This window comes from Planotetraspora phitsanulokensis, assembly GCF_016863295.1.
Classification (GTDB): domain Bacteria; phylum Actinomycetota; class Actinomycetes; order Streptosporangiales; family Streptosporangiaceae; genus Planotetraspora; species Planotetraspora phitsanulokensis.
The window spans coordinates 167,649-188,518 of the sequence record NZ_BOOP01000020.1 but is presented as its reverse complement, the minus strand read 5'-3'; the positions used below and the strand labels follow the sequence as shown (position 1 = coordinate 188,518).

The 20,870-nt window shown below is 71.7% G+C and carries 20 protein-coding genes; 14 read left to right on the top strand and 6 right to left on the bottom strand.

The genetic code is table 11. The features are described from left to right. The first annotated feature begins 91 nt into the window (after nucleotides 1-91). The gene (locus tag Pph01_RS22065; RefSeq protein WP_239116912.1) at nucleotides 92-2,815 is read left to right on the top strand and encodes a helix-turn-helix transcriptional regulator; all 2,724 of its coding nucleotides are present in this window, start codon (nucleotides 92-94) and stop codon (nucleotides 2,813-2,815) included. Nucleotides 2,816-2,944: 129 nt separating this feature from the next. Continuing rightward, nucleotides 2,945-3,391, top strand: a complete 447-nt coding sequence (locus Pph01_RS22060; protein WP_204075025.1) for a VOC family protein — start codon at nucleotides 2,945-2,947, stop codon at nucleotides 3,389-3,391. A gap of 61 nt (nucleotides 3,392-3,452) precedes the next feature. On the opposite strand, the gene Pph01_RS22055 is transcribed toward Pph01_RS22060, so the two are convergent. Continuing rightward, a complete protein-coding gene (locus Pph01_RS22055) occupies nucleotides 3,453-4,388 on the bottom strand; it encodes an AraC family transcriptional regulator (protein ID WP_204075024.1) in 936 nt (311 codons plus the stop codon). Between the two features lie 81 nt (nucleotides 4,389-4,469). On the opposite strand from Pph01_RS22055, the gene Pph01_RS22050 reads away from it, so the two are divergent. Together Pph01_RS22050 and Pph01_RS22045 are read left to right on the top strand one after the other, a co-directional pair. Continuing rightward, nucleotides 4,470-5,306: an NAD(P)H-binding protein gene (locus Pph01_RS22050; protein ID WP_204075023.1), complete on the top strand. Its 837-nt coding sequence runs from the start codon at nucleotides 4,470-4,472 to the stop codon at nucleotides 5,304-5,306. Continuing rightward, entirely contained in the window at nucleotides 5,303-5,779 is a 477-nt protein-coding gene (locus Pph01_RS22045) for an anthrone oxygenase family protein (protein WP_204075022.1), read from the top strand. The genes Pph01_RS22050 and Pph01_RS22045 overlap by 4 nt, the downstream gene beginning before the upstream one ends. A gap of 56 nt (nucleotides 5,780-5,835) precedes the next feature. Here the strand turns inward: Pph01_RS22045 and Pph01_RS42885 are convergent, their stop codons facing one another. Both Pph01_RS42885 and Pph01_RS22035 read right to left on the bottom strand, forming a co-directional pair. Beyond that, nucleotides 5,836-6,915, bottom strand: a complete 1,080-nt coding sequence (locus tag Pph01_RS42885) for a glycoside hydrolase family 75 protein (protein ID WP_239116911.1) — start codon at nucleotides 6,913-6,915, stop codon at nucleotides 5,836-5,838. A gap of 110 nt (nucleotides 6,916-7,025) precedes the next feature. Next, complete coding sequence (locus tag Pph01_RS22035) at nucleotides 7,026-8,186, bottom strand: low temperature requirement protein A (RefSeq protein WP_204075021.1); 1,161 nt, start codon at nucleotides 8,184-8,186, stop codon at nucleotides 7,026-7,028. 235 nt (nucleotides 8,187-8,421) lie between these two features. On the opposite strand from Pph01_RS22035, the gene Pph01_RS22030 reads away from it, so the two are divergent. The 3 genes from Pph01_RS22030 to Pph01_RS22020 are packed head-to-tail and all read left to right on the top strand — an operon-like array spanning nucleotide 8,422 to nucleotide 11,434. Continuing rightward, nucleotides 8,422-9,087, top strand: a complete 666-nt coding sequence (locus tag Pph01_RS22030; RefSeq protein ID WP_204075020.1) for a class I SAM-dependent methyltransferase — start codon at nucleotides 8,422-8,424, stop codon at nucleotides 9,085-9,087. Nucleotides 9,088-9,138: 51 nt separating this feature from the next. Continuing rightward, on the top strand, nucleotides 9,139-10,581 hold the full coding sequence (locus Pph01_RS22025) for an ATP-binding SpoIIE family protein phosphatase (RefSeq protein WP_204075019.1): 1,443 nt from the start codon (nucleotides 9,139-9,141) through the stop codon (nucleotides 10,579-10,581). 58 nt (nucleotides 10,582-10,639) lie between these two features. Continuing rightward, complete coding sequence (locus Pph01_RS22020; RefSeq protein ID WP_204075018.1) at nucleotides 10,640-11,434, top strand: SDR family oxidoreductase; 795 nt, start codon at nucleotides 10,640-10,642, stop codon at nucleotides 11,432-11,434. On the opposite strand, the gene Pph01_RS22015 is transcribed toward Pph01_RS22020, so the two are convergent. Further along, entirely contained in the window at nucleotides 11,405-12,427 is a 1,023-nt protein-coding gene (locus Pph01_RS22015; protein ID WP_239116910.1) for a helix-turn-helix domain-containing protein, read from the bottom strand. The genes Pph01_RS22020 and Pph01_RS22015 overlap by 30 nt on opposite strands. 102 nt (nucleotides 12,428-12,529) lie before the next feature. On the opposite strand from Pph01_RS22015, the gene Pph01_RS22010 reads away from it, so the two are divergent. Then, a complete protein-coding gene (locus Pph01_RS22010; protein WP_204075017.1) occupies nucleotides 12,530-12,988 on the top strand; it encodes a rhodanese-like domain-containing protein in 459 nt (152 codons plus the stop codon). A 37-nt stretch (nucleotides 12,989-13,025) separates the two neighbouring features. Beyond that, on the top strand, nucleotides 13,026-13,241 hold the full coding sequence (locus Pph01_RS22005; RefSeq protein ID WP_204075016.1) for a DUF6203 family protein: 216 nt from the start codon (nucleotides 13,026-13,028) through the stop codon (nucleotides 13,239-13,241). A gap of 98 nt (nucleotides 13,242-13,339) precedes the next feature. Here the strand turns inward: Pph01_RS22005 and Pph01_RS22000 are convergent, their stop codons facing one another. Next, the gene (locus Pph01_RS22000) at nucleotides 13,340-14,389 is read right to left on the bottom strand and encodes a GlxA family transcriptional regulator (protein WP_204075015.1); all 1,050 of its coding nucleotides are present in this window, start codon (nucleotides 14,387-14,389) and stop codon (nucleotides 13,340-13,342) included. A gap of 72 nt (nucleotides 14,390-14,461) precedes the next feature. Between Pph01_RS22000 and Pph01_RS21995 the strand changes: the two genes are divergently transcribed. The 3 genes from Pph01_RS21995 to Pph01_RS43400 are packed head-to-tail and all read left to right on the top strand — an operon-like array spanning nucleotide 14,462 to nucleotide 17,329. Then, the gene (locus Pph01_RS21995) at nucleotides 14,462-15,721 is read left to right on the top strand and encodes an MFS transporter (RefSeq protein WP_204075014.1); all 1,260 of its coding nucleotides are present in this window, start codon (nucleotides 14,462-14,464) and stop codon (nucleotides 15,719-15,721) included. Then, a complete protein-coding gene (locus tag Pph01_RS21990; protein ID WP_204075013.1) occupies nucleotides 15,718-16,380 on the top strand; it encodes a peptidyl-tRNA hydrolase in 663 nt (220 codons plus the stop codon). The genes Pph01_RS21995 and Pph01_RS21990 overlap by 4 nt, the downstream gene beginning before the upstream one ends. A gap of 46 nt (nucleotides 16,381-16,426) precedes the next feature. Beyond that, nucleotides 16,427-17,329 (top strand): hypothetical protein, encoded by a 903-nt coding sequence (locus Pph01_RS43400; protein WP_275412857.1) that lies wholly within the window; start codon nucleotides 16,427-16,429, stop codon nucleotides 17,327-17,329. Between the two features lie 119 nt (nucleotides 17,330-17,448). On the opposite strand, the gene Pph01_RS21980 is transcribed toward Pph01_RS43400, so the two are convergent. Next, nucleotides 17,449-19,314, bottom strand: coding sequence for a CASTOR/POLLUX-related putative ion channel (locus Pph01_RS21980; RefSeq protein ID WP_204075012.1), 1,866 nt, complete (start codon nucleotides 19,312-19,314; stop codon nucleotides 17,449-17,451). Between the two features lie 68 nt (nucleotides 19,315-19,382). Here Pph01_RS21980 and Pph01_RS21975 point away from each other — a divergent pair, with 68 nt between their 5' ends. Further along, a complete protein-coding gene (locus Pph01_RS21975; protein ID WP_204075011.1) occupies nucleotides 19,383-19,970 on the top strand; it encodes a Maf family protein in 588 nt (195 codons plus the stop codon). A gap of 10 nt (nucleotides 19,971-19,980) precedes the next feature. Beyond that, nucleotides 19,981-20,736, top strand: a complete 756-nt coding sequence (locus tag Pph01_RS21970) for an EI24 domain-containing protein (RefSeq protein ID WP_204075010.1) — start codon at nucleotides 19,981-19,983, stop codon at nucleotides 20,734-20,736. Nucleotides 20,737-20,870 lie beyond the last annotated feature (134 nt).

Below are 20,870 nucleotides of genomic sequence, written 5' to 3'. Positions count from 1 at the left end.
CCCCAGGGAGGCACCCGGGGGTCGATCCCCGGTGTCCCTGGTCCGGGCCGGCGCGGTAGCCGGGTGTAGCGTCCTGGCGGGGGAGGGTGAGGTGCCGAGTAACTTCCGGGGTTTCGAGCTGCGCGGCCGGCAGCGCGAGCGGGACACGATCGACCGTCTGCTGCGCGACGTCCACGACGGCCGCAGTCACGTGCTGGTTCTGCGTGGTGAGCCGGGTGCCGGCAAGACCGCTCTGCTCGACTATCTGACCGAGCGTGCGCCGGCCGGCCGGGTGACCCGGACGGCCGGGGTCGAGCCGGAGTCCGAGATCGCGTACTCGGCGCTGCAGCAACTCTGCGCGCCGCTGCTCGGCCGGCTCGAGCGGTTGCCCGAACCGCAGCGGGCCGCGCTCGCCACCGCCTTCGGGCTGACTCCCGGCGACCCGCCGGAGGGCCTGCTCGTCGGACTGGCCGTGCTCGGCCTGTTCGCGGAGGCCGCGTCGGAGCAGCCGCTGGTCTGCGTGGTGGACGACGTGCAGTGGGTCGACCGGATGTCCGAGGTGATCCTCACCTTCGTGGCCCGCCGGCTCGACGCCGAGTCGGTCGCACTGGTCTTCGCCTCGCGCAGCCCGGGAGACGAGCAGGTGCTCAGCGGCCTGCCGGAACTGCGCGTCGACGGGCTGCCCGACGCGGACGCGCGGGCGCTGCTCGACTCGGTGCTCACCGGCCCGGTCGACGCGCGCGTGCGCGATCGAATCGTCGCCGAGACGCGCGGCAACCCGCTGGCCCTGCTCGAACTGCCCCAGGGCCTCACCCCGGCGGAGCTGGCGTTCGGGTTCGGCGCGCAGAGCGCGACACCCCTCGTGAGCCGCGTGGAGGGGGGTTTCCAGCGGCGCATCGCTGCGCTGCCCGCGGACACGCGCCGTCTGCTCCTCACCGCCGCCGTCGAGCCGGTCGGCGACGTGACCCTGCTGTGGCGCGCGCTCGAGCGGCTGGGCGTCAGCCCGGACGCCGTCGCGCCCGCGGAGGCCGACGGACTGGTCGAGTTCGGCACCCGGGTCCGGTTCCGGCACCCGCTGGTGCGCTCTGCCGCGTGGCGGTCGGCCGACGCGGCCGAGTTGCGCGAGGTGCACCGCGCGCTGGCCGAGGTGACCGACCCGGGGCGGGATCCCGACCGGCGCGCCTGGCACCGGGCGCACGCAGCTGTGGGACCGGACGAGGAGGTAGCGAGCGAACTGGAACGCTCGGCCGACCGGGCGATGGCCCGCGGCGGCCGGGCGGCGGCGGCGTCCTTCCTCGAGCGTGCGACCGAGCTGACCGCCGACCCGGGACGACGGGCGGCGCTGGCGCTGGCCGCCGCGCACGCCCACTTCGCGGCCGGTGCCCCCGGCCTGGTGCCGGACCTGCTGGCCGCCGCCGAGCTCGGCCCGCTCGACCCGCTGCAGCGGGCCGGGATGGAGCGCCTGCGTGCCCAGGCCGCCTTCGTGCTCAATCCCGGCCGGACGGCGGGCCCGCCGCTGCTCGCGGCCGCCCGCCGGCTCGAGACGCTGGACCCCGCCGCGGCCCGGGAGACCTATCTGTCGGCGCTGGGCGCGGCCGTACATGCCGGTCGGCTCGGCGGAGACGACCTGCGCCGGGCCGCGGAGGCCGCCCGAGCCGTCCCCGACGGCGAGGACCCGGCAGGTCTGCTGCTGGCCGGTCTCACGTCGTGGAGCCTGGACGGGTACGCCGCGGCCGCGCCGCTTCTGCGCTGGGCGCTGGACGCGCTCACGACGGACGAGGATCCGGGCCTGCTGTGGCTGACCGGTCCCGTCGCGCACGAGGTGTGGCGGGACGAGGCCTGGCACCGGCTCACCGAGCAGGCGGTCGGCTTCGCCCGCGCGACCGGGGCGTTGTCGCTGTTGCCCACCGCGCTGGTCTTCCGCGCCGGCGCGCTGCTGTTCGAGGGACGGTTCGCGGACGCGTCGGATCTGCTCGACGAGGTCGACGCCCTGGGACGGGCCACCGGCCTGGCCGTGCATCCGTCGGCCTCGCTCGCCCTCGCCGCCCACACCGGGCGGGAACTCCCCGCGCTGGAGCTGATCGAGGCCACGGTCAAGGACGCCGACGCACGCGGTGAGGGCCGGCTGCTCGGCCTGGCCGGCTATGCCAAGGCCGCGCTCTTCAACGGGCTCGGCCGCTATCAGGCCGCGCTGGAGGCAGCCCGGCAGGCCGCCGAGTACGAGGACCTCGCCGTCTTCAACTGGACACTCGGTGAGCTGGTCGAGGCGGCGGTGCGCAGCGGCGAGCAGGCGGTCGCGTCGCAGGCGCGCGAGCGGCTCGCGCGACGGACCGCGGCCGCGGGGACGGACTGGGCGCGTGGCGTCCAAGCCCTCGCCGACGCGCTGGCCGGTCCGCCGGGGCAGGCGGAGGAGCACTACCGCGAGGCCGTCGAGCGGCTGTCCGCGACGAGGATCCGGCTGCCGCTGGCCCGGGCCCGCCTGCTTTACGGCGAGTGGCTGCGCCGGGAGAACCGCCGCGGCGACGCCCGGGACCAGCTGCGCAGCGCCCACGACGCGTTGACCGCCATGGGCGCGGAAGGCTTCGCCGAACGGGCCGGGCGGGAGCTGGCCGCCACCGGCGAGACCGTACGCCAGCGGACCCTCGGAGCGCGCGAGGAGCTCACCTCCCAGGAGGCGCAGATCGCCCGCCTGGCCGTGTCCGGCCGGACCAACCCCGAGATCGGCGCCGTGCTGTTCCTCAGCCCGCGAACGGTCGAGTGGCATCTGCGCAAGGTCTTCATCAAGCTGGGCATCGGATCACGCCGCGAGCTCGCCGCGGCGCTGCGCGGCCGGTGACCCCGGGCGCCACGCGGCCGGTGACCCCCAGGGTCCGCCCCAGGGTGTCTCCCTGGGGCGAGGCGCCGCTCCGGGGGCGATCGTGGATGCCGGATGCCGACCGGCATCCGGTATCGCTGAGGAGCGGACATGGTGGAGTACAAGCTCGAAGTGATCGTCCTGCCCGTCGCGGACGTCGACCGGGCCAAGGACTTCTACAGCCGGATCGGCTTCCGGGAGGACGTCGACTATGTGAGCGGCGCCGACTTCCGGGTCGTGCACTTCACCCCGCCGGGCTCCCGGTGCTCGATCGTCGTCGGCACGGGGATCGGCACGGCCCAGCCGGGCTCCGTGCAGAACGTGCACCTCATCGTGGACGACATCGAAGAGGCGCGGGCCGACCTGGTCGGCCGTGGCGTCGAGGTGAGCGAGATCTTCCACGACGAGGGCGGCGTCTTCCACCACGCGGGGACTGAGAAGCGGGTGCCGGGTCTCCACCCCGAGCGGCGCTCGTACGGCTCGTTCGCCTCGTTCAGCGACCCCGACGGGAACGGCTTCGTGCTGCAGGAGGTCACCGAGCGCATCCCCGGCCGCTGAGCCGTTCGAGGCCGGGGAGGCACGGGGCCTCCCCGGCGCGCCCCGTTCAGGCGCGCGCTGCTCAGGCGCGCGGCGAGCGGTGTTCCTGCGGGCTGACGCCGTGGACGCGCTTGAAGGCGGTGCTGAGCGCGAACGGGCTGCCGTAGCCGACCTGCCTGGCCACCGCGCCGACCGTGGCGTCGGAGCCTCGCAGCAGGTCCGCGGCCAGGGCGATGCGCCGGCTCGTCAGGTAGGACATGGGCGGCTGGCCGACCATCTCGGTGAACCTCCGTGCCAGGGCCGCCCGGGAGACGCCCGTCCTCGCCGCCAGCGAGGCGACCGTCCAGGGATGCGCCGGGTTGTCGTGGAGCAGCCGCAGGGCCGTGCCCACCACCGGATCGCCCTGGGCCTGGTACCAGGTGGGGGCGTTCGCCTCCGGCCGGGCGAACCACGCGCGCAGGACGGCGACCAGGAGGAGGTCGAGAAGCCGGTCGAGGACGACCTCCTGGCCGGGCTCGTCCTTGACGATCTCGTCGCAGAGCAGCGGGAGGAGCGAGGCGCCCGCGGCTCCCGCGGGGAGGGCAAGCGATGCGGGCAGCGCCGACAGCAGACGCCCGCCGACCTCGCCGCCCAGCTGGTAGGTGCCCGTCAGCATCACCGCGGCGCCGTCCGGGGAGTCGCCCCAGGTGCGGACGCCCAGGGACATCGCGTCGCACAGGTCGTCGCCCGCCGGGGTCGTGGTGCACCCTCCCGGGCGGACCACCGCCTGCACCGGCGTGGCCGGGTCGTCGGAGACGATGTACGGGTCGGGGCCGCGCATGAGCGCGATCTGCCCCGGGCCGAGCCGCACGGTCTCGCCCCGGTCGGGGGCGATCCAGGCCTCGCCCCGCACCATGGCGACGAGTGTGAGCGGTGCGCGGTCCTCGACGCGAAGGGACCAGGGAGGGTCGAGGATCGAGCGGATCAGGAACGCTCCGCGGGCTCTCGGCCCGTCGAGGAGGCCGGCGAACGCGTCCATGCGCCCGAGTCTAGACAGTCGGACATGCCATCGGGATTCTCAGCGATGGCCGGAATCGCCCGCGCGGATTTCACTGGATCCATGACAGGAGACGGAGAGAAGAGGACGACGCTGGTCGTCGGCGGCACCGGCAAGACAGGCCGTCGTGTGGTGGACAGGCTGCGGGCCGCAGACCTGCCCGTGCTGGTGGGGTCCAGGTCCGGGGCGCCGCCGTTCGACTGGGACGACCCGGGCACCTGGACCGCCGTGTTGCGCGGAGCCGATTCCGTGTACGTGACCTACTACCCGGACCTGGCGTTCCCCGGGGCGGCCGCCGCGATCCGCGCCTTCGCCCGGCAGGCCGTGGCGAGCGGAGCCAGGCGGCTGGTGCTGCTGTCCGGCCGGGGCGAGCCCGAGGCGCAGGCCGCCGAACAGGAGTTGAGGGACTCGGGGGCGGACTGGACGATCCTGCGGGCGGCCTTCTTCTTCCAGAACTTCAGCGAGCACTTCCTCCTCGGGCCGGTGCTCGACGGTGAGATCGCGATGCCGGCGGGCGAGGTCGGGGAGCCGTTCGTCGACGCCGAGGACGTCGCCGACGTCGCCGTGGCGGCGCTGACCGACGACCGCCACATCGGGCGGGTCTACGAGCTGACCGGCCCGCGGCTGCTGACATTCGCCGACGCTGCCGCGGAGATCGGAGAGGCGGCCGGCAGGGACGTCACGTACGTGCCGGTGACGGGGGAGGAGTACGCGGCCGCACTGTCAGCGGAGATGCCCGCGGACGAGGCGAGGGCGCTCGCCGACCTGTTCGAGAGCGTCCTGGACGGCCGCAACGCCCACCTGTCGGACGACGTGCGGCGGGTGCTCGGCAGGCCGCCGCGTGACTTCGCCGAATACGCTCCCGACGCGGCCGCGACGGGTGTCTGGGAGGCGTCATGAGCGAGGCGCTGCGCGGCGTGGTCCTGTTCGCCGCCACGATGACGACGGGGCTGATGGCGGGGCTGTTCTACGCGTACACGGTCTCGGTGATGCCGGGCCTGGCCGCGTCGGACGACCGCACCTTCGTGGTGGCGATGCGCAGGATCAACATCGCCATCCAGAACGGCCTGTTCCTTCTCGCCTTCGGCGGATCGGCACTGCTGACCCTGGCGGCGGTGCTCCTCCATCTCGGCGAGCCCGAAACGCCCTTGCTGGTGGCGGCCTTCGTGACGTACGCGCTGGCCCTCGTGCTCACGTTCTCGGTCAACATTCCGCTCAACAACGCGCTCGACAGGGTCGACGAGGCGGCCCCGGCGGCCGAGCACGCCTTGGCGCGCGAGCGGTTCGAGCGCAGGTGGGTGCGCTGGAACGTCGCCCGCACCCTCGTCCACCTGGCGGCCTTCGCCTTCATGGTCTGGGCCCTCATGGTGTGACGGCCGGAGACCGTGATGTGCCCGCCCCGCGGCGCCGGGGCGGGCACATCACGCGTTCAGTTGGCGCCGACGAACTGCTGGGCGAGCTGCTGGCCGAGGGTGACGGCCTGCTGGTGGTTCTCGATGGCCGAGACCTTGGTGCCCGAACTGGTGAACACGATGTACGTCACCGGGCCGTCGCTGCCTCCGGTGCTGGGGTCGGGGTCGATGCCCAGGTCGGAGGCCGCCTTGTGGGACGCCTCACCGATGATCTGCGTGGGTCCCGTGTCGCCGACGACCGCGTACTCGATCTTGCCGTTGTAGATGACGGCGACCACTGTGCCGCAGCCGATGCCCTTCGACGTGTAGTTCCAGATGCCGCTCGAGCTCGGCACCACGACGTACGGCAGGGCCGCGGAGTCGAGGGGGGAGTCACCCGTCGTGTGGCAGGCGGTGTCGGGGTAGAAGCAGCAGTCGGTGTTCTCGTTGCACTGGGTGGTGCGGACGCCGTCGCAGTCGATGTCCATGTCGGCCTTCCAGAACACCGCGCCGGTCTTCTGGCACACCGGCACCGTCGCCGTGCTGACGTCCTCGTCGGTCTTGTACTTGCCGTTGGAGATCTGCGTGCACGACGTCACCTTGGCCAGCAACTGGTCGGCGGTGACGGTGCCGCCGCCCCCGCCGGGCGTGGTGGCGTCGATGTAGTCGAAGTTCGGGTTGCCGTCGGCGCTGGTGGCGGTGATCCGCACCTTGTTGGCGCCCGCGTTGAGGTTCGTGATGATCGAGACGGCGGCCCAGGTGTCCCAGTTGCCGGTGCTGTTGAACGCGCGGTTGGCCGAGACGACGGCGCCGTTGACCGCGATGTTCGCGGTGCGGACCGAGGCCGGTCCGTTGGAGTAGCGGATCGCGAGGGTCGAGCTGCCGGCGGCGGCCGCGTTCACGGTCCACTCGGTGTAGCTGCCCGAGACGTTGTCGCCGTTGACGAAGCCGCTGCCCGAGTAGCCGGCGTGGTTCGACTCGACCACGCCTTGGGAGACGACGGCGTTCTCCGCCTCCAGCCGGTTGGTCGCCGCGCTCGCGGAGCCGCCGACTAACAGGCCGGCCGCCACGAGACCCAGTGTCACCAGCGCTGATGCGAAGCGGGGGGTCCTTCGCATCCTCACCTCCAGAAGTTAAGAAGCTTTACTAACAATTGGCGGATACGGTAGGGCGAGAGTCAGGATTTGGTCAAGTCCTGAGAAAGGATGAAAAAATCAGGCTTGTTAGGTCACTCCGGGCGTGACGTACGCCTGCGGCGGAGGGACTCCCAGCTCGCGATCGCGACGACGACCACCACCGCGGCGGCGGCCGTCGCGAGCGGCGGCGCGACGAGCCCAGCGGGCGTGAGGGCGATCAGGGCCGCCAGACCGGCGAGGTGGGACGCGGGGAAGCGCCCCCAGAGCACACGCTTGAACAGGGCGTGCCCGGCGAGGAAGAGCGCCGGCCCGCCGAGCACGGTCAGGGTGACCTCCACGCCGGTCTCGCCCGGATGGCTGATGACCAGCTCGTCGCCGACCGCGGACACGACGATGCCCGCGACCATGGGCAGATGGAGGAAGGTGTAGGCGGAGCGGGCCAGCCTGCCGGGATCCTCGGCGGAGGAGATCACGCGGCTGCCGGCCTCGGCGCTGCGCCCGAAATAGACCCACCACAGGCCGGCGCTTCCCGCGAACGAGACCGCGAAGGCCGCCGCCGAGGACGGGGACATGGCCTGCCCGAAGGTCGAACCGGTGACCAGGATCGACTCCCCGAACGCGATGATCAGGAACAGCTGGCAGCGTTCGGCCATGTGCGCGCCGTCGATGGACCAGTCCGTCGTCGCCGACCTGCCGAGCCCCGGCGTCACGAACCCCACCCAGGGCGCCACCAGGTCCGCGCCGACGGCGGCCGCCCACAGCAGCTCGCGTGCGAGCGCCTCCGTCAGGCCGCCGGCGATCCAGAAGACGCCGGACAGGAGCGCCCAGGCCAGCACCCGGGCGAGATTGCGGCGCAGGGGTGTGTCCCGGGGTGCGGCGATCACCGAATGGGCGGTGCGGCCGATCTGGATCGTGACGTACGCGCAGGCGAACAGCAGGCCGTGCCCGCCGAAGGCGTCGGGCAGCGCGGCGGACATGATCAGGCTGACCAGCATGACGCCCACGAGGACCAGCCGGACGGAGGACCGCTCGGGGTCGAACCAGTTGGTGTGCCATGCCGTATAGACCCAGGCCCACCACACGGCGAGCAGCAACAGCGCGGTCTGGGCCGCGCCGTGCCACGTCAGATGGGCGAGCAGCAGGTGGGACAACTGTGTGACCGCGAAGACGTACACGAGGTCGAAGAAGAGCTCGGGGAAGGTGACGCGCCCGCCTGTGGCTCGTGAGCGCAGCAGGCCGGGGTCCGTCGTCACGGATCACACGCTAGGGATCTTCCGTACGAAACGGAAGTAGATGGGAGCTATCTCTACGTTAAGGCTTATATTTCGCGAGTGTCGGTATTCATGCGAAACGGTGCGCATTGACAACCCATCTTGACTGCACGGAACTGGGAAAATGCTGAATTTATGGTGAAATAGCTTGACTCAAATAGTGAGCACCCCCTATTCAAGAGAAGCAGGAGTCGGCTGAGCACCATTGGTGGCGTAGATGACAATCGAATCGGGTTCGGGTAGCGCCCGGCAGGAGTACCGCGCACTGCAGGCCGAGGCGTTCAACCGCATCGGTGTCCGCTACGACGACGCATTTCCTCATAAAGAGGGACAAGTTGCCGCCGGAGAATGGTTGATCAAGCAGCTCAGGCCCGGCTCGCGCGTCCTCGACGTGGGCTGTGGAACCGGAGCGCCCAGCGCGCAGCAGTTCGCACAGGCCGGCTGTGATGTCACCGGAATCGACATCTCCCCGGTCATGCTCGAGATCGCGCGGCAGAACGTCCCCGAGGGCACGTTCCTGGAGCTCGACGTGCTCGAGTTGGACGACTCGCTCGGCGCCTTCGACGCGGTGACCGCGTTCTTCTCGCTGCTGATGTTGCCCCGCGCGGGCATCACCGAGGCGCTCGGCAAGATCCACGCGGCGCTCGCCCCCGGTGGGCTGTTCTCGCTGAGCATGGTGGAGATCGACCTCGACGACGTTCCCTTCCAGTTCCTCGGGGCGCCGGTGCGGGTGACGGGCTACCTGCGCGACGAGATGCGCGCGGCGGTCGAGGACGCCGGCTTCACCGTCCTAACCGAGAACCACATCTCGTACGCTCCGGCGACCACCCAGGCTCCACCGGAGATCCAGCTGTTCTTCAACTGCCGGCGCGAGCAGTTCTGAGCGGCATCTCCGGTGTCCTGGGACGGGGAATCGCTCGCGTTCCTCAGCTTCATGAGCGAGGCCGTGCAGGCGATCGGGGAGAGCCCTGAGCCCGAGCACGCCACCCGGCTCTTCTGCGAGGCGGCGGTGCCCCGGCTGGCCGACGCCGCCGCGGTCTACCTCGACGGAGGCGCGCAGCACCGGGTCGATCCCGGCGGGAGGCTTCCGCCGCAGTGGGCCGGCGACGGCTCCCGCGCGCCGGAACTCGTGGACGAGCGGCTGATCGTGGTGCCCCTTCGCGCGTACGGCAGGCCGGTCGGCTCCGCCGTCCTCGCGCGGGCCCGGGAACGGTCGCCGTTCGCCGAGGCAGATCTGCTCGCGGCCCGGCAACTCGGCGTGCCGGCCGCCCTGACCGTATTCCACGGGCGGCTGCACCGGCGGCAACTCGAGACGGTGGAGACGCTGCAGCGGGGCATCCGTCCGGGAAGCCCGCCCGAGCTGCCCGGCCTGGAGATCTCCTTCCGGTACCAGCCCGCAGCCGAACGGGTCGGCGGCGACTGGTTCGACGTCATCCCGCTGCCCGGCAGCCGGGTCGCGCTCGTCGTCGGCGACGTGATGGGCCACGGGCTCGCGGCCGCCACGGTGATGGGCCAGCTCCGCACGGCCGTGCAGACGCTCGCCTCCCTCGACCTGCCGGCCGAGCAGGTGCTGCACTCGCTCGACGAGATGGCGCAGCGGCTCGCCGCCCAGACGCTGACGACCTGCGTCTACTGCGTGTACGACCCGGTGCTGCGGCGGTGCACGATCGCCAGCGCGGGTCACCTGCCGCCGGTCCTCGTCGGGGCGGACGGCAAGGCGGAGCTTCTCGCGCCGCCCCGCTGCCCGCCGATCGGCCTCGGGTGCACCCCGTTCGAGACGATGGAGATCGCCGCGGACGACGACAGCATGCTCGTCCTCTACACCGACGGCCTGGTGGAGGAACGCGGGACGGACATCGGGCAGAGCGTCGACACGTTGTGCCGCAAGCTGTCCACCGGCGCGCCCATGGAGGCGCTGTGCGACGGCGTGCTCCCCGCGACCAGGGCCGACGACGTGACGCTCCTCGCGATCAGGTTCAAGGGCATCCCGAGCGGCGACGTCGCCCAGTGGCTCGTCGAGCCGCAGCCCATGACGCCGGGACGGGTGCGCCGCCTGGTCCGCAGGACGCTCACCATGTGGGGGCTGGAGGCGATGATCCCTGCGGCCCAGCTGCTCGCCTCGGAGCTCGTGACCAACGCCGTGCGCCAGACCTCCCGGCCGATCACCATCAGGCTGATGCGGACCGACGTGCTGCTGTGCGAGGTCAGCGACGACGACCACCGCATGCCGATCATGCGGGAGCCCGGCGCGCTCGACGAGGACGGGCGCGGGCTGTACGTCGTCAGCCAGCTCGCCGACCGCTGGGGGACCAGCCGCGTCGCGGGAGGCAAGACCGTGTGGTTCTCCCTGCCCATTCCGGACGGCCGGCCGCGTTGACGGCCGCCGTGGCGGACGCGTAGGTTCCGATACCGACTGGTCGGTTGGGAGGGGTCGCATGCGAGTTCGGGACAAGGTGGTCGTCGTGACCGGCGCGGCGAGCGGGATCGGCCGCGCCATGGCGGTGCGGTTCGCCGAGGAGGGCGCGGCCGGGATCCTCGTGGCCGACCTGGACGAGGCGGGCGCGGCCGCCGTCGCCGAGCGCATCGGCGACCGCGCGAAGGCCGTACGGGCGGACGTGAGCGTCGAGGACGACGTCCGGGAGATCGTCGACACCGCCGAACGCTCCCTCGGCCAGATCGCCCTGTTCTGCTCCAACGCCGGGATCATCACCGGCCACGGCGTTGAGGAGGCGTCGGACGAGGAGTGGTCGCGCACCCTCGCTGTCAACACCCTCGCCCACGTCTACGCGGCCCGCGCGGTGCTCCCCGCCATGGTCGAGCGCGGCGGCGGGTACCTGCTCAACACGTGCTCGGCGGCGGGCCTGGTGAACTGCCCCGGCGACGCGCCGTACGCCGTGAGCAAGGCGGCGGCGATCTCCTTCGCCGAGTGGGTGGCGATCCACTACCGGGCCAGGGGCATCGGGGTCAGCGTGCTGTGCCCGCAGGGAGTCCGCACCGGGATGATGCGGGAGGACCTGAAGGACGAGAACCTCACGGCCCGCGCCGTCATCTCCTCCGGAGCCGTGCTCGAACCCGAGGAGGTCGCGGGCCACGTGGTCGAGGGCCTGGACGCGGAGCGGTTCTACATCCTGCCCCATCCGGAGGTGGCCGGCTTCTTCCAGATGAAGGCCGGCGATCCCGACCGCTGGCTCAGCGGGATGTCACGCTTCGTGGAGTCGCTGGCCCGCTGAGCTCGCGGGCGATGAGTCCCGGGGGGCCGCCGCCCCGAACGTCCGCCGGTACGCCGAGGGGGACGTCCGCATCGCACGGGCGAAATGGTGGCGGAACGTCACCGGGCTCTCGAAGCCGACGGCGGCGCCCACCTCCTCGACCGGCACCGCCGTGGTCTCCAGCAGGGGCAGGCTGGCCGTGATCCGCTGCGCGACGACCCAGCGGAGCGGGCTGGTCCCGGTCCGCCGGTTGAAATGGCGGACGAAGCTTCGCGGCGACAGCCGCGCGACCCCGGCGAGCACGGCCACCGTGATCGGTTCGGCGAGATGGGCCAGAGCCCACTCCATCGCCCGGCCGACGGCGTCGTCGTCCTCGACCGGGGTGACCGCGACCTCGATGAACTGGGCCTGACCGCCCTCGCGGTGGGGCGGGACGACCAGCCGCCGGGCCACCGCGTTGGCCACGCTCGGGCCGTGGTCCAGCCTTACCAGGTGGATCAGCAGATCGATCCCCGCGGCGCTCCCCGCGCTCGTGAGGACCTGCCCGCCGTCCACGTAGAGAACGCCGGGGTTCACCCTGACCGCGGGGAAACGTTCCTGCAGGAGCTCGGCGTACTTCCAGTGGGTCGTCGCCTCCCTGCCGTCGAGCAGGCCCGCCGCCGCCAGGGCGAACGCTCCCGAGCAGATCGAGACGATCCTGGCTCCCCGATCGTGGGCCGTCCGCAACGCCGCGACCAGGCCGGGGGAGACCTCACCCCGGACGTCGGGCACGCCCGGGACGATGACCGTCCGGGCCGAGGCGAAGTCCGCCAGGTCGTGGGCCGCCTGAACGGTGAAACCCCCCACGGCCCTGAGCGGTCCGGCCGACTCGGCGCAGACCTCGAGGTCGTACCACGGGACGCCCAGTTCGGGCCGGGGCAGGCCGAACAGCTCGACCACGCATCCCAGCTCGAAGGGGCTCATGCCGTCGAAGGCCAGGGCCGAGACGGTACGGCTGCCGCGACGCTCGAGCATGGCTGGATCTTAGCGATATGTGGCATTCATGCCACTCCTCGGGGACGGCCTCCGCCCGCCACTCTTGGCTCACAGGTAACGAACTCAGATCTGGAGGCGACGATGTCCTTCGTCACGAGCACCCCGGCGGCCGGCGGCGGCGCCGCGATCGCCCACTTCTCCGGGCGGTTGTCGTATGAGACGGACGTGTCCGACGTGCACGCGGACCTGGCCGCGGGCGAGCCCGGCATCGTGGTCGTGGACTCCCGCGGCGACGAGAGCTGGCGGCAGGGCCGGATCAGGGGCGCCGTGCACCTGCCCACGGGTGAGATCGCGGAAAGGGCCGCCGCGATCATCCCCAGGGACGTCACCGTGGTGACGTACTGCTGGGGGCCCGGCTGCAACGGCGCGACCCGGGCCGCGCTGGAGTTCGCCAGGCTCGGCTACGCGGTCAAGGAGATGGTCGGCGGCTTCGAGTACTGGGCGCGGGAGGGATTCCCCGTCGAGACCGACCAGGGCGTGGAGCGCCGGCCGGCCGACCCCCTGACCGCTCCCGTCGGCGCCGTCACCTGCGACTGCTGACCACATGAAAGGGCAGGTCACGGGTAGTCGAACGGGTATGAAGCGGATTCTTGAGCTCATCCTCGCCCGCCGGCTGGCCCGCACGCCCCTGGGGCTCGTCCTGCTCGGCATCGGCTGGTGGATCATCCGTAAGAGGCGCGCCGACCGGGCAGGGCGCGTTCCCGAGCTGCGCGAGCCGGGCCGCGAGCCGCGTGGACCTCACATGTGGCAGGGCCCGTCCGACCGTGGCCGCCGCAGGACGCGGGTCGGCTGAGCGGGCGCTCCGGCCTGAGAGCCAGGGCCGGAGCGGTCATCCCGATGCGGGGCGGAGATCGGGGCCGGAGGGGTCACCCGAGCGCCCCGGCCGCATGATCACGCCGGTTGCGTGAGGGCCGCGGCGCCGGCCGCCCCGATCGCCGTGGCCCTGCCCACCGCCGTCGCCGTGCCGATCGCTCCGGCGGCGCCGGCGGGCGGCGTGCGGAACGCCTGGCGGTAGGCCAGGGGCGACACGCCCACGGCCGTGTGGAGGTGCTGCCGCAACGAGACGGCCGTGCCGAATCCGGCCTGCCGGGCGATCACGTCCACGGAGAGGTCGGTCGTCTCCAGCAGGTGGCGGGCGTGCTCGACCCGCAGCCGGGACAGCCACCTGGCCGGGCTCAGGCCCGTCTCCTCCCGGAACCGCCGGGTGAACGTCCGGACGCTCATCCGGGCGTGCGCCGCCAGGGCGTTCAGGTCGAGCGGGTCCTGCAGGTTCTCCAGCATCCAGGCGCGGGTGGACGCCGTGCTCGTGTCCAGGGGGTCGGGCAGCGGGCGCTCGATGTACTGGGCCTGGCCCCCTTCCCTGAACGGCGCCGTCACGCAGCGCTTGGCCGTCCGGTTGGCGACCTTGCTGCCGTGGTCGCGCCGGATCACGTGCAGGCACAGGTCGATCCCGGCGGAGACGCCCGCCGAGGTCAGGACGTCCCCGTCGTCGACGAACAGCACGTCGGGCCTGAGTCGTACGCGGGGGAACAACTCGCGGAACCGCTCGGCGTTGCGCCAGTGCGTCGTCGCAGGGCGGCCGTCGAGCAGTCCGGCGGCGGCGAGCACGAACGCGCCGGTGCAGATGGAGATGAGCCGGCTGTGCTGAGCGGCCTCTCGCAACGCCGTCCGCAGGGACGGGTCGATCGTGCCGTCGGTCAGGGCGGAGCCTCCGTGGATGCCCGGGACCAGCACCGTGTCCGCGGTCTTCAGCACGCTGAGATCGTGATCGGGCGTCAGGCTGTACCCGGCCGCCGAGGTCCGTACGGGCAGGCCGCCCGGTGTGCAGGTGACGATCTCGTAGAGCCGGTCGGGGTCGAGGGCGGCCCAGAACACCTGGCCGGGGATGCCGACGTCGAGCGTCGCGAAATCCTCCAGGACCACCATGGCGATGCGATGCATGGCCGGATTCTTTCACATATTGGCCTTCCGGCCACTGGCCGGTGCCCGCCGCTCCGTCCAGGATGTGGGCTCATGAGATCGTTGCATCGCGCGTGGCTGGTGGCCGCGGTCGCCTTCGTCGCCATCATCGGAGCCGCGGGATTCCGGGCTACCCCCGGGGTGCTGATCACCCCGCTTCAGGACGAGTTCGGCTGGACGAGGGGCACGATCTCGCTCGCGGTCTCGGTCAACCTGATGTTCTACGGCCTCTTCGCGCCCTTCGCGGCGGCCCTGATGGACCGCTTCGGCATGCGCCGGGTGGTGACCCTCGCACTGCTGCTCGTCACGGCGGGCAGCGGCCTCACCGTCTTCATGACCGCGAGCTGGCAGCTCGTCGCCCTGTGGGGAGTGCTGGTCGGGGCGGGAACGGGTTCGATGGCGCTCGTCTTCGCCGCGACGCTCACCGACCGGTGGTTCGTCCGGCACCGCGGACTCGTCACCGGGGTGCTGACGGCCGGTGGCGCGACCGGCCAACTCGTCTTCCTTCCGGTGCTCGCGCACCTGGCGGAGATGCAGGGCTGGCGGACCGCGTCGCTGACCGTGGCGGCCGCCGCCCTCGCCGTCGTCCCGCTCGTGTGGTTCCTGCTCCGCGACACCCCGGAGGAGATCGGCCTGACCGCGCTGGGCGCCACCGAGCCGGCCGTACGGGCCTCCGGCGGGGGAGCGGCCGCCCGGGCGATCCGCGTGCTCGGCCAGGCGGCGCGGCACAGGCGGTTCTGGTATCTGGTCGGCGGGTTCGCGATCTGCGGGGCGAGCACGAACGGGCTGGTGGGCACCCACTTCATCCCGGCGGCGCACGACCACGGCATGGGTGAGACGGCCGCCGCCTCGCTGCTCGCCGTCATCGGCGTCTTCGACATCGCGGGAACCGTCCTGTCCGGCTGGCTGAGCGACCGGGTGGACTCGCGCATCCTCCTCACCGTCTACTACGCGCTGCGCGGACTGTCCCTGCTGATCCTGCCCCAGCTGTTCGCCGCGACGACCCAGCCGAGCATGCTCGTCTTCATCATCTTCTACGGCCTCGACTGGGTGGCGACCGTGCCGCCGACCGTGGCGCTGTGCCGGAAGATCTTCGGCGCGGAGGGATCGGTGGTCTTCGGCTGGGTGTTCGCGTCGCACCAGCTCGGCGCGGCGATCGCGGCGAGCGTGGCGGGCATCACCCGGGACCACCTCGGGAACTACGACCTCGCCTGGTACGGCGCGGGCGTGTTGTGCATGTTCGCCGCGCTCATGTCGTTCCGCGTCGTCTCCGGGGCGGAGCAGAACCGGAAGGCTGCGATCCTGGTCGGGTGACCGAACGTGTACTTCCCCTCGTGGTCAGGATCGAGCGGGCCGCTCCGCCCGAGCGCACCGACGCGCTCGAGGCCGCGGCCACGGCCGTGCTCAGCCTGCTCGACCCCCTCCAGGACCAGAGGCAGGCCTGGGACGAGGCCATCACCGAATGGGAGGACCACCGGATCAGGAAGGTGGTCAGGCGGGCGCGGGGTGCGGAGTGGCGGCGCGTCCTGGCGCTGCCCGGCATCACCGTGACGGTGCGGACGGCGGAGGTCCGCGTCCATCCGCCGGTGCCGCTGGACGACTGGCCCAAGGATCTGTCGCGGCTGCAGGTCTCCGGCACCGACCTCGCCGACTCCGCCGCGCCGCCGTCCGTGACCGACGAGGCGGTGCTCTGGGTCAACCCCCACCTCGACATGACCGCAGGGAAGGCGATGGCCCAGGCGGGGCACGGCGCACAGCTCGCCTGGTGGGGGTCCGACGAGTCCGCGCGGGCCGCGTGGCGGGACCGGGGCTTCGCCACGGCCGTGCGGACCGCGAGTCCGGACAGGTGGTCCGCGCTGGTCGGCAGTGGTCTGCCGGTGGTCAGGGACGCCGGTTTCACGGAGATCGAACCGGGCTCCGCGACGGTCGTCGCCGAGGCGCCCTGGCTGCGGCTGGGCGTTTTCGAAGTGTGATCGGGATCGAACACGAACGACCGGGATATGCCGTACGCTCCGATCCGTGGCACCTGGGGACTATGGGACGAAAGCTGTTCCCACTTACGTAGCGGCCGAGGCGGAGACGACCCCCCTTCCGAAGATCACGGTTCCGCTGGCTCCGCCGGCCCCGGTGAACGTCCGCAGGGGTCTCGGCGACCTTCCGATGCGAGTGATCTACCGCATCATCGCCGGAACCGCCGCGGTCGTGGGGGTCGGCACCGTCGCGACCGTCGTGATCCTCGGGAGGACCGGATCGGAGGCTCCCCGCGCGGCCGCTCCACCCGTGCCCTCGCCGCTGATGGCCACGGCCAGCCCGACTCCGACGCCGACCCCGACGCCCACTCCCACGCCGACGGTCTCTGCGGCGCTGGCGGCGGCGCTCGCCGACTCGCGACTGCAGCCGCTGCCCGACAGCGAGAAGAAGCTGGGCAGGCTGCCCGGCAAGCCGGCGCCCAGGCGCGGGGTGCTCAAGGACCGCCGGGCGGGCGTCTCGATCCCGCGCTTCACCAAGGTCTGGCGGCCCGTGAAGACCAAGGCGTTCGGCACGCGGCAGGATCTCCCCATCGTCAAGGGGTCCCCGGTCCACGGCATGGTGATCTCCCTCCCGCTGCCCGTCCCGGAGCAGGACGAACTGCGCGACACCGCCCTGCTGGCCGCCCGGTGGACGCTGAAGTACCAGCCGAAGGGCACCACGCTGTCCTGGACGGCGATGGACGAGGTCACGATCGGCAAGCGGGACGCCCTCGTGCTCGGCTTCAACGCGCACTACAAGGTCAAGGGCAAGAAGCGAACCTCGTCGGCCGCGGTCGTCGTGCTGGACGTACCGAACAAGAAGCCCGCCCTGGTGTACGCCGTGATCCCGGACACGCAGAAGAAGGCCTGGCGCGACATCAACAGCGTGGTGACCGGGATCAAGGTCTCCTGACCCCGGTCTCGGCGTCCCGCGAGGGCTCGGCGTTCCCCGAGAGGTCAGCCTCCTGCGAGGGGTTTCAGTGTTCCGCGGTGGTTACCGTGTTCCACGGTGCTCAGCGTTCCGCGGTGCTCTCAGCGTTCCGCGAGCACGATCACCGAGTCGCCGGGCCCGAACGTCACGGTCCGTGACCTGTCCGGGTTGAGGACGACCCCGAAGTGGGGCGCCTCACCCGCTCCCGCGGCCAGGCGGTAGCCGATCGCGGTCTCGCCCCTCCTGCGGGCCGCCTCGATCACGGTGGGGAAGGCGACCTGCGCGCCCTCGGTGACGTAGACGCCGGCCGGGCGCGGATAGATCTCCGATCCCCGGGAGTCGAAGAGGTAGCCGAACACCTCGCTCAGGTGCGGGCTCTCGGCGAGTTGCGCGAGCAGCAGGCCGATGACCGTGTCGCTGATCACGATGTCGTCGGCCTCGGTCACCTCCGCCAGCGCCCGGTTGTTCTCGTCGTGCATCTCGCTCACGATCGAGTACCGCTCGCCCAGGGTCGCCTGCATGTCGCGAAGCTGCAGCAGGGTCATCAGCGTGCGGGTGTCCGCGTGGTTCGGCCGGTACCGGTCGTCCGACAACACGATCACGTGCTGGTAGAGGCCGACTCCCAGCGACTCCAGGGCGTACCTGTCGGTGGTGTCGCACTCCTTGACGCTGACCGTGAGGTTGTGCAGGCCCACCAGTCCGTCACCGGCCGACGGATGGTCGCTCGCGACGTCGAGGACCGACCCGGCGGGGACGTAGCCGTCGAGATAACGCACGATCTGGGCCGCCCGGCCGTTCCAGCCGAGCAGGAGCGTCCGCCCGGGTCCGGGCCGCGTGTGCTCGTGGTCGCGGACGTGATCCTCGTCGACCACGCCGGCGTCGCTCGCCAGCCGGATGAGGGAGTCGTCCTGGGCGATCACGATGATCTGGTCGGAGGTGCCCAGCACGGTGTCCATCGGCGGGTTGAGCATGACGCCCTCGGAGGTGCGCAGGCCGATGACGGACGCGGACGCGTAGGCCCCCAGCGTCCGGCCGTACGGCATGCCCGCCAGCGCCGGATCGGAACGGAGGTAGATCTCCCCGCCGTCGAAGTTCAGCAGGTCCATGCACACGACCGACATGCCGGACTGCCGGGACGACTGCACGATCAGCCGGGAGATGGTGTCGTCGGAGTCGACGAGGTGGACCCCCGGGCCGCCGGCGAGGCGGGCGGCCGCCATGTTGCGGGAGGTGGCGATGGCGGCCACCACCGGCGGGTGGTCGCCTGCCCGCTTGGCCAGCGCGAGCAGCGTCTTGATGACGTGCGCGTCCGGCTCCTCGCCCTGCGGGGACAGGACCACGACGGAGCGTGCCGCGTCCAGGTTCATCAGGTCCAGGTCGGTCGGCTCGGTCGGCCGTCCGGTGCGGCAGACCAGGCGGGTCCTGCCGGTGTCGCCGACCCGCGAGCGGATGGCGTCCTCCATCGCGGGCTTGTCCACGTCCGCGAGGATCGCGATGACCGACCCCCGCTGGCTGGCGTGCGCCTTCACGAGCTCGGAGACGATCGTGAAGACCTGCTCGGACCAGCCGAGGATCACGGTGTGGCCGCTCTCGATGATCCTCGATCGGCCCTTGCGCAACTCCTCGATCTTGCCCTTGAGTCCGGTGGAGAGGACGCCGACGAGGGTGCTGACGATGAAGATGCCGCCGAGCGACGCGGTCAGCATCAGGCCGAGGAACGGCGCGGTTCCGGTGTCACTGGCGATCTTCCCGGGGCTCAGGGCGCGCATCAGCGTCATCCACAACACGCCGGCCCAGCCCTCGTGGGCGTCCACCTCGCTCGGCGTCAGCCACAGGGCCAGCGCGCTCACGGCGAGGATCAGGCCGACCGAGACGAGGGCCAGCCAGCCGATGAGGGCGCCCGTGCCCTTCGCCATGGTGTTGTCGAACCAGTACCTCAGCCGTTCCCTGACTGTCGCCCTCGACAAAAGACAGCTCCTCCGGACAAATACGATCATTGATCGACTCATAGTAGGGGCCGCTAGGCTCTGGTGGTGTGACTGAGCTCGTTCTGGCCTCCGCATCCCCGGCCCGTCTCGGCGTGCTGCGCGGGGCCGGCCTCGACCCGAAAGTGATCGTCAGCGGGGTCGACGAGGAGGCGATCACGGCCGAATCGCCGGAGCGGCTCTGCCGTGCTCTCGCCGAGGCCAAGGCGGCCGTGGTGGCGGGTTCCCTGACGTCCGGGATCGTCATCGGCTGCGACTCGGTGCTCGAGCTCGACGGGGTCGCGTACGGCAAGCCGGGATCGCCCGAGGAGGCGATCGAGAGATGGCGGTCGATGCGGGGCAGGCAGGGGCGGCTCCTGACCGGCCACTGCGTCGTCGACGTCGCGGCCGGCCGCACGGTCTCCGAGGTCTGCGCGACGGTCGTCCGGTTCGGGACCCCCACGGACGAGGAGATCATCGCGTACGTGGCGAGCGGAGAGCCCCTGCGGGTCGCCGGCGCGTTCACCCTCGACGGGCTGGGCGGCTGGTTCATCGAGGGGATCGACGGCGATCACGGGAACGTCCTCGGCATCTCACTTCCGTTGCTGCGCCGCCTTTTCGGTGAATTGGGCGTGTCTGTCGCGACCCTGTGGCGCTAGCCTGCCGGGCATGAGCGGCATCGGACGGCGGGTCGGCGGTTTCGCCGACGGCATCGGCTTCGCGTTCAAGGGAGTCGGCTGGGTCGCCAGGCATCCACGGTGGTGGCTGTTCGGGCTGATCCCGGCGCTGATCGCGCTGGTGCTCTACGTTCTCGCGCTGACGTGGCTGGGCACCCACGCGACCGACGTCGCGGAGTGGGTCACCCCGTTCGCCGACGACTGGAGCTGGCGCGACCTCTTCCGCGTGCTCGTCGGCATCATGATCTTCGTGGGCGGACTCGCGCTCGCGGTGGTGACGTTCACGGCGGTCGCGCTGGCGATCGGAGAGCCCTTCTACGAGAAGTTGTCCGAGAAGGTGGAGGAGGACCTCGGCGGCCTCCCCGGCGGAGTCGACCTGCCCTTCTGGCGGACCTTCTTCCGGTCGATCCGCGACAGCCTCATCACGCTGGTCTACGTCCTGATGTTCACCGTCCCCCTGTTCGTGCTGGGTTTCGTGCCGGTGATCGGGCAGACGGTCGTTCCGGTCCTCGGCGCGATCGTCTCCGGGTTCTTCCTGACGGTGGAGCTGACGGCCCTGGCCATGGAGCGGCGGGGCATCGCGCGCAAGGAGCGCTTCGCCCTGCTCCGATCGAACCTGGCCATGTCGCTGGGCTTCGGCGTGCCCGTCTTCCTGGCCTTCCTGGTGCCGCTGGTCGTCGTCGTCGCGATGCCGGGGGCCGTGGCGGGGGCCGCGATGATGGTCAGAGGACGGCTGGCCGCCTCCTGATCGTGGCGGGCGCTCCCGCGGCGGCTCGCACGTGATCGTGGCGGGCGCGGCTATCGCATGTGATCGTGCCGGGCGTTCCGGTTGCGGGTCCCGTACGGGATCACGCTGGACGTTCCGGCTGCGGGTTGCCGCAG

Bases quoted from the DNA above. Each gene is read 5' to 3' on its own strand.
- Pph01_RS22030 (WP_204075020.1), top strand. From the start codon at position 8,422: ATGACAATCGAATCGGGTTCGGGTAGCGCCCGGCAGGAGTACCGCGCA.
- Pph01_RS22055 (WP_204075024.1), bottom strand. From the start codon at position 4,388: ATGGACGCGTTCGCCGGCCTCCTCGACGGGCCGAGAGCCCGCGGAGCG.
- Pph01_RS21970 (WP_204075010.1), top strand. From the start codon at position 19,981: ATGAGCGGCATCGGACGGCGGGTCGGCGGTTTCGCCGACGGCATCGGC.
- Pph01_RS22015 (WP_239116910.1), bottom strand. From the start codon at position 12,427: ATGCTCGAGCGTCGCGGCAGCCGTACCGTCTCGGCCCTGGCCTTCGAC.
- Pph01_RS22045 (WP_204075022.1), top strand. From the start codon at position 5,303: ATGAGCGAGGCGCTGCGCGGCGTGGTCCTGTTCGCCGCCACGATGACG.
- Pph01_RS42885 (WP_239116911.1), bottom strand. From the start codon at position 6,915: ATGCGAAGGACCCCCCGCTTCGCATCAGCGCTGGTGACACTGGGTCTC.
- Pph01_RS22005 (WP_204075016.1), top strand. From the start codon at position 13,026: ATGAAGCGGATTCTTGAGCTCATCCTCGCCCGCCGGCTGGCCCGCACG.
- Pph01_RS22060 (WP_204075025.1), top strand. From the start codon at position 2,945: ATGGTGGAGTACAAGCTCGAAGTGATCGTCCTGCCCGTCGCGGACGTC.
- Pph01_RS22020 (WP_204075018.1), top strand. From the start codon at position 10,640: ATGCGAGTTCGGGACAAGGTGGTCGTCGTGACCGGCGCGGCGAGCGGG.
- Pph01_RS22000 (WP_204075015.1), bottom strand. From the start codon at position 14,389: ATGCATCGCATCGCCATGGTGGTCCTGGAGGATTTCGCGACGCTCGAC.
- Pph01_RS21995 (WP_204075014.1), top strand. From the start codon at position 14,462: ATGAGATCGTTGCATCGCGCGTGGCTGGTGGCCGCGGTCGCCTTCGTC.
- Pph01_RS22010 (WP_204075017.1), top strand. From the start codon at position 12,530: ATGTCCTTCGTCACGAGCACCCCGGCGGCCGGCGGCGGCGCCGCGATC.
- Pph01_RS22050 (WP_204075023.1), top strand. From the start codon at position 4,470: ATGACAGGAGACGGAGAGAAGAGGACGACGCTGGTCGTCGGCGGCACC.
- Pph01_RS22025 (WP_204075019.1), top strand. From the start codon at position 9,139: ATGAGCGAGGCCGTGCAGGCGATCGGGGAGAGCCCTGAGCCCGAGCAC.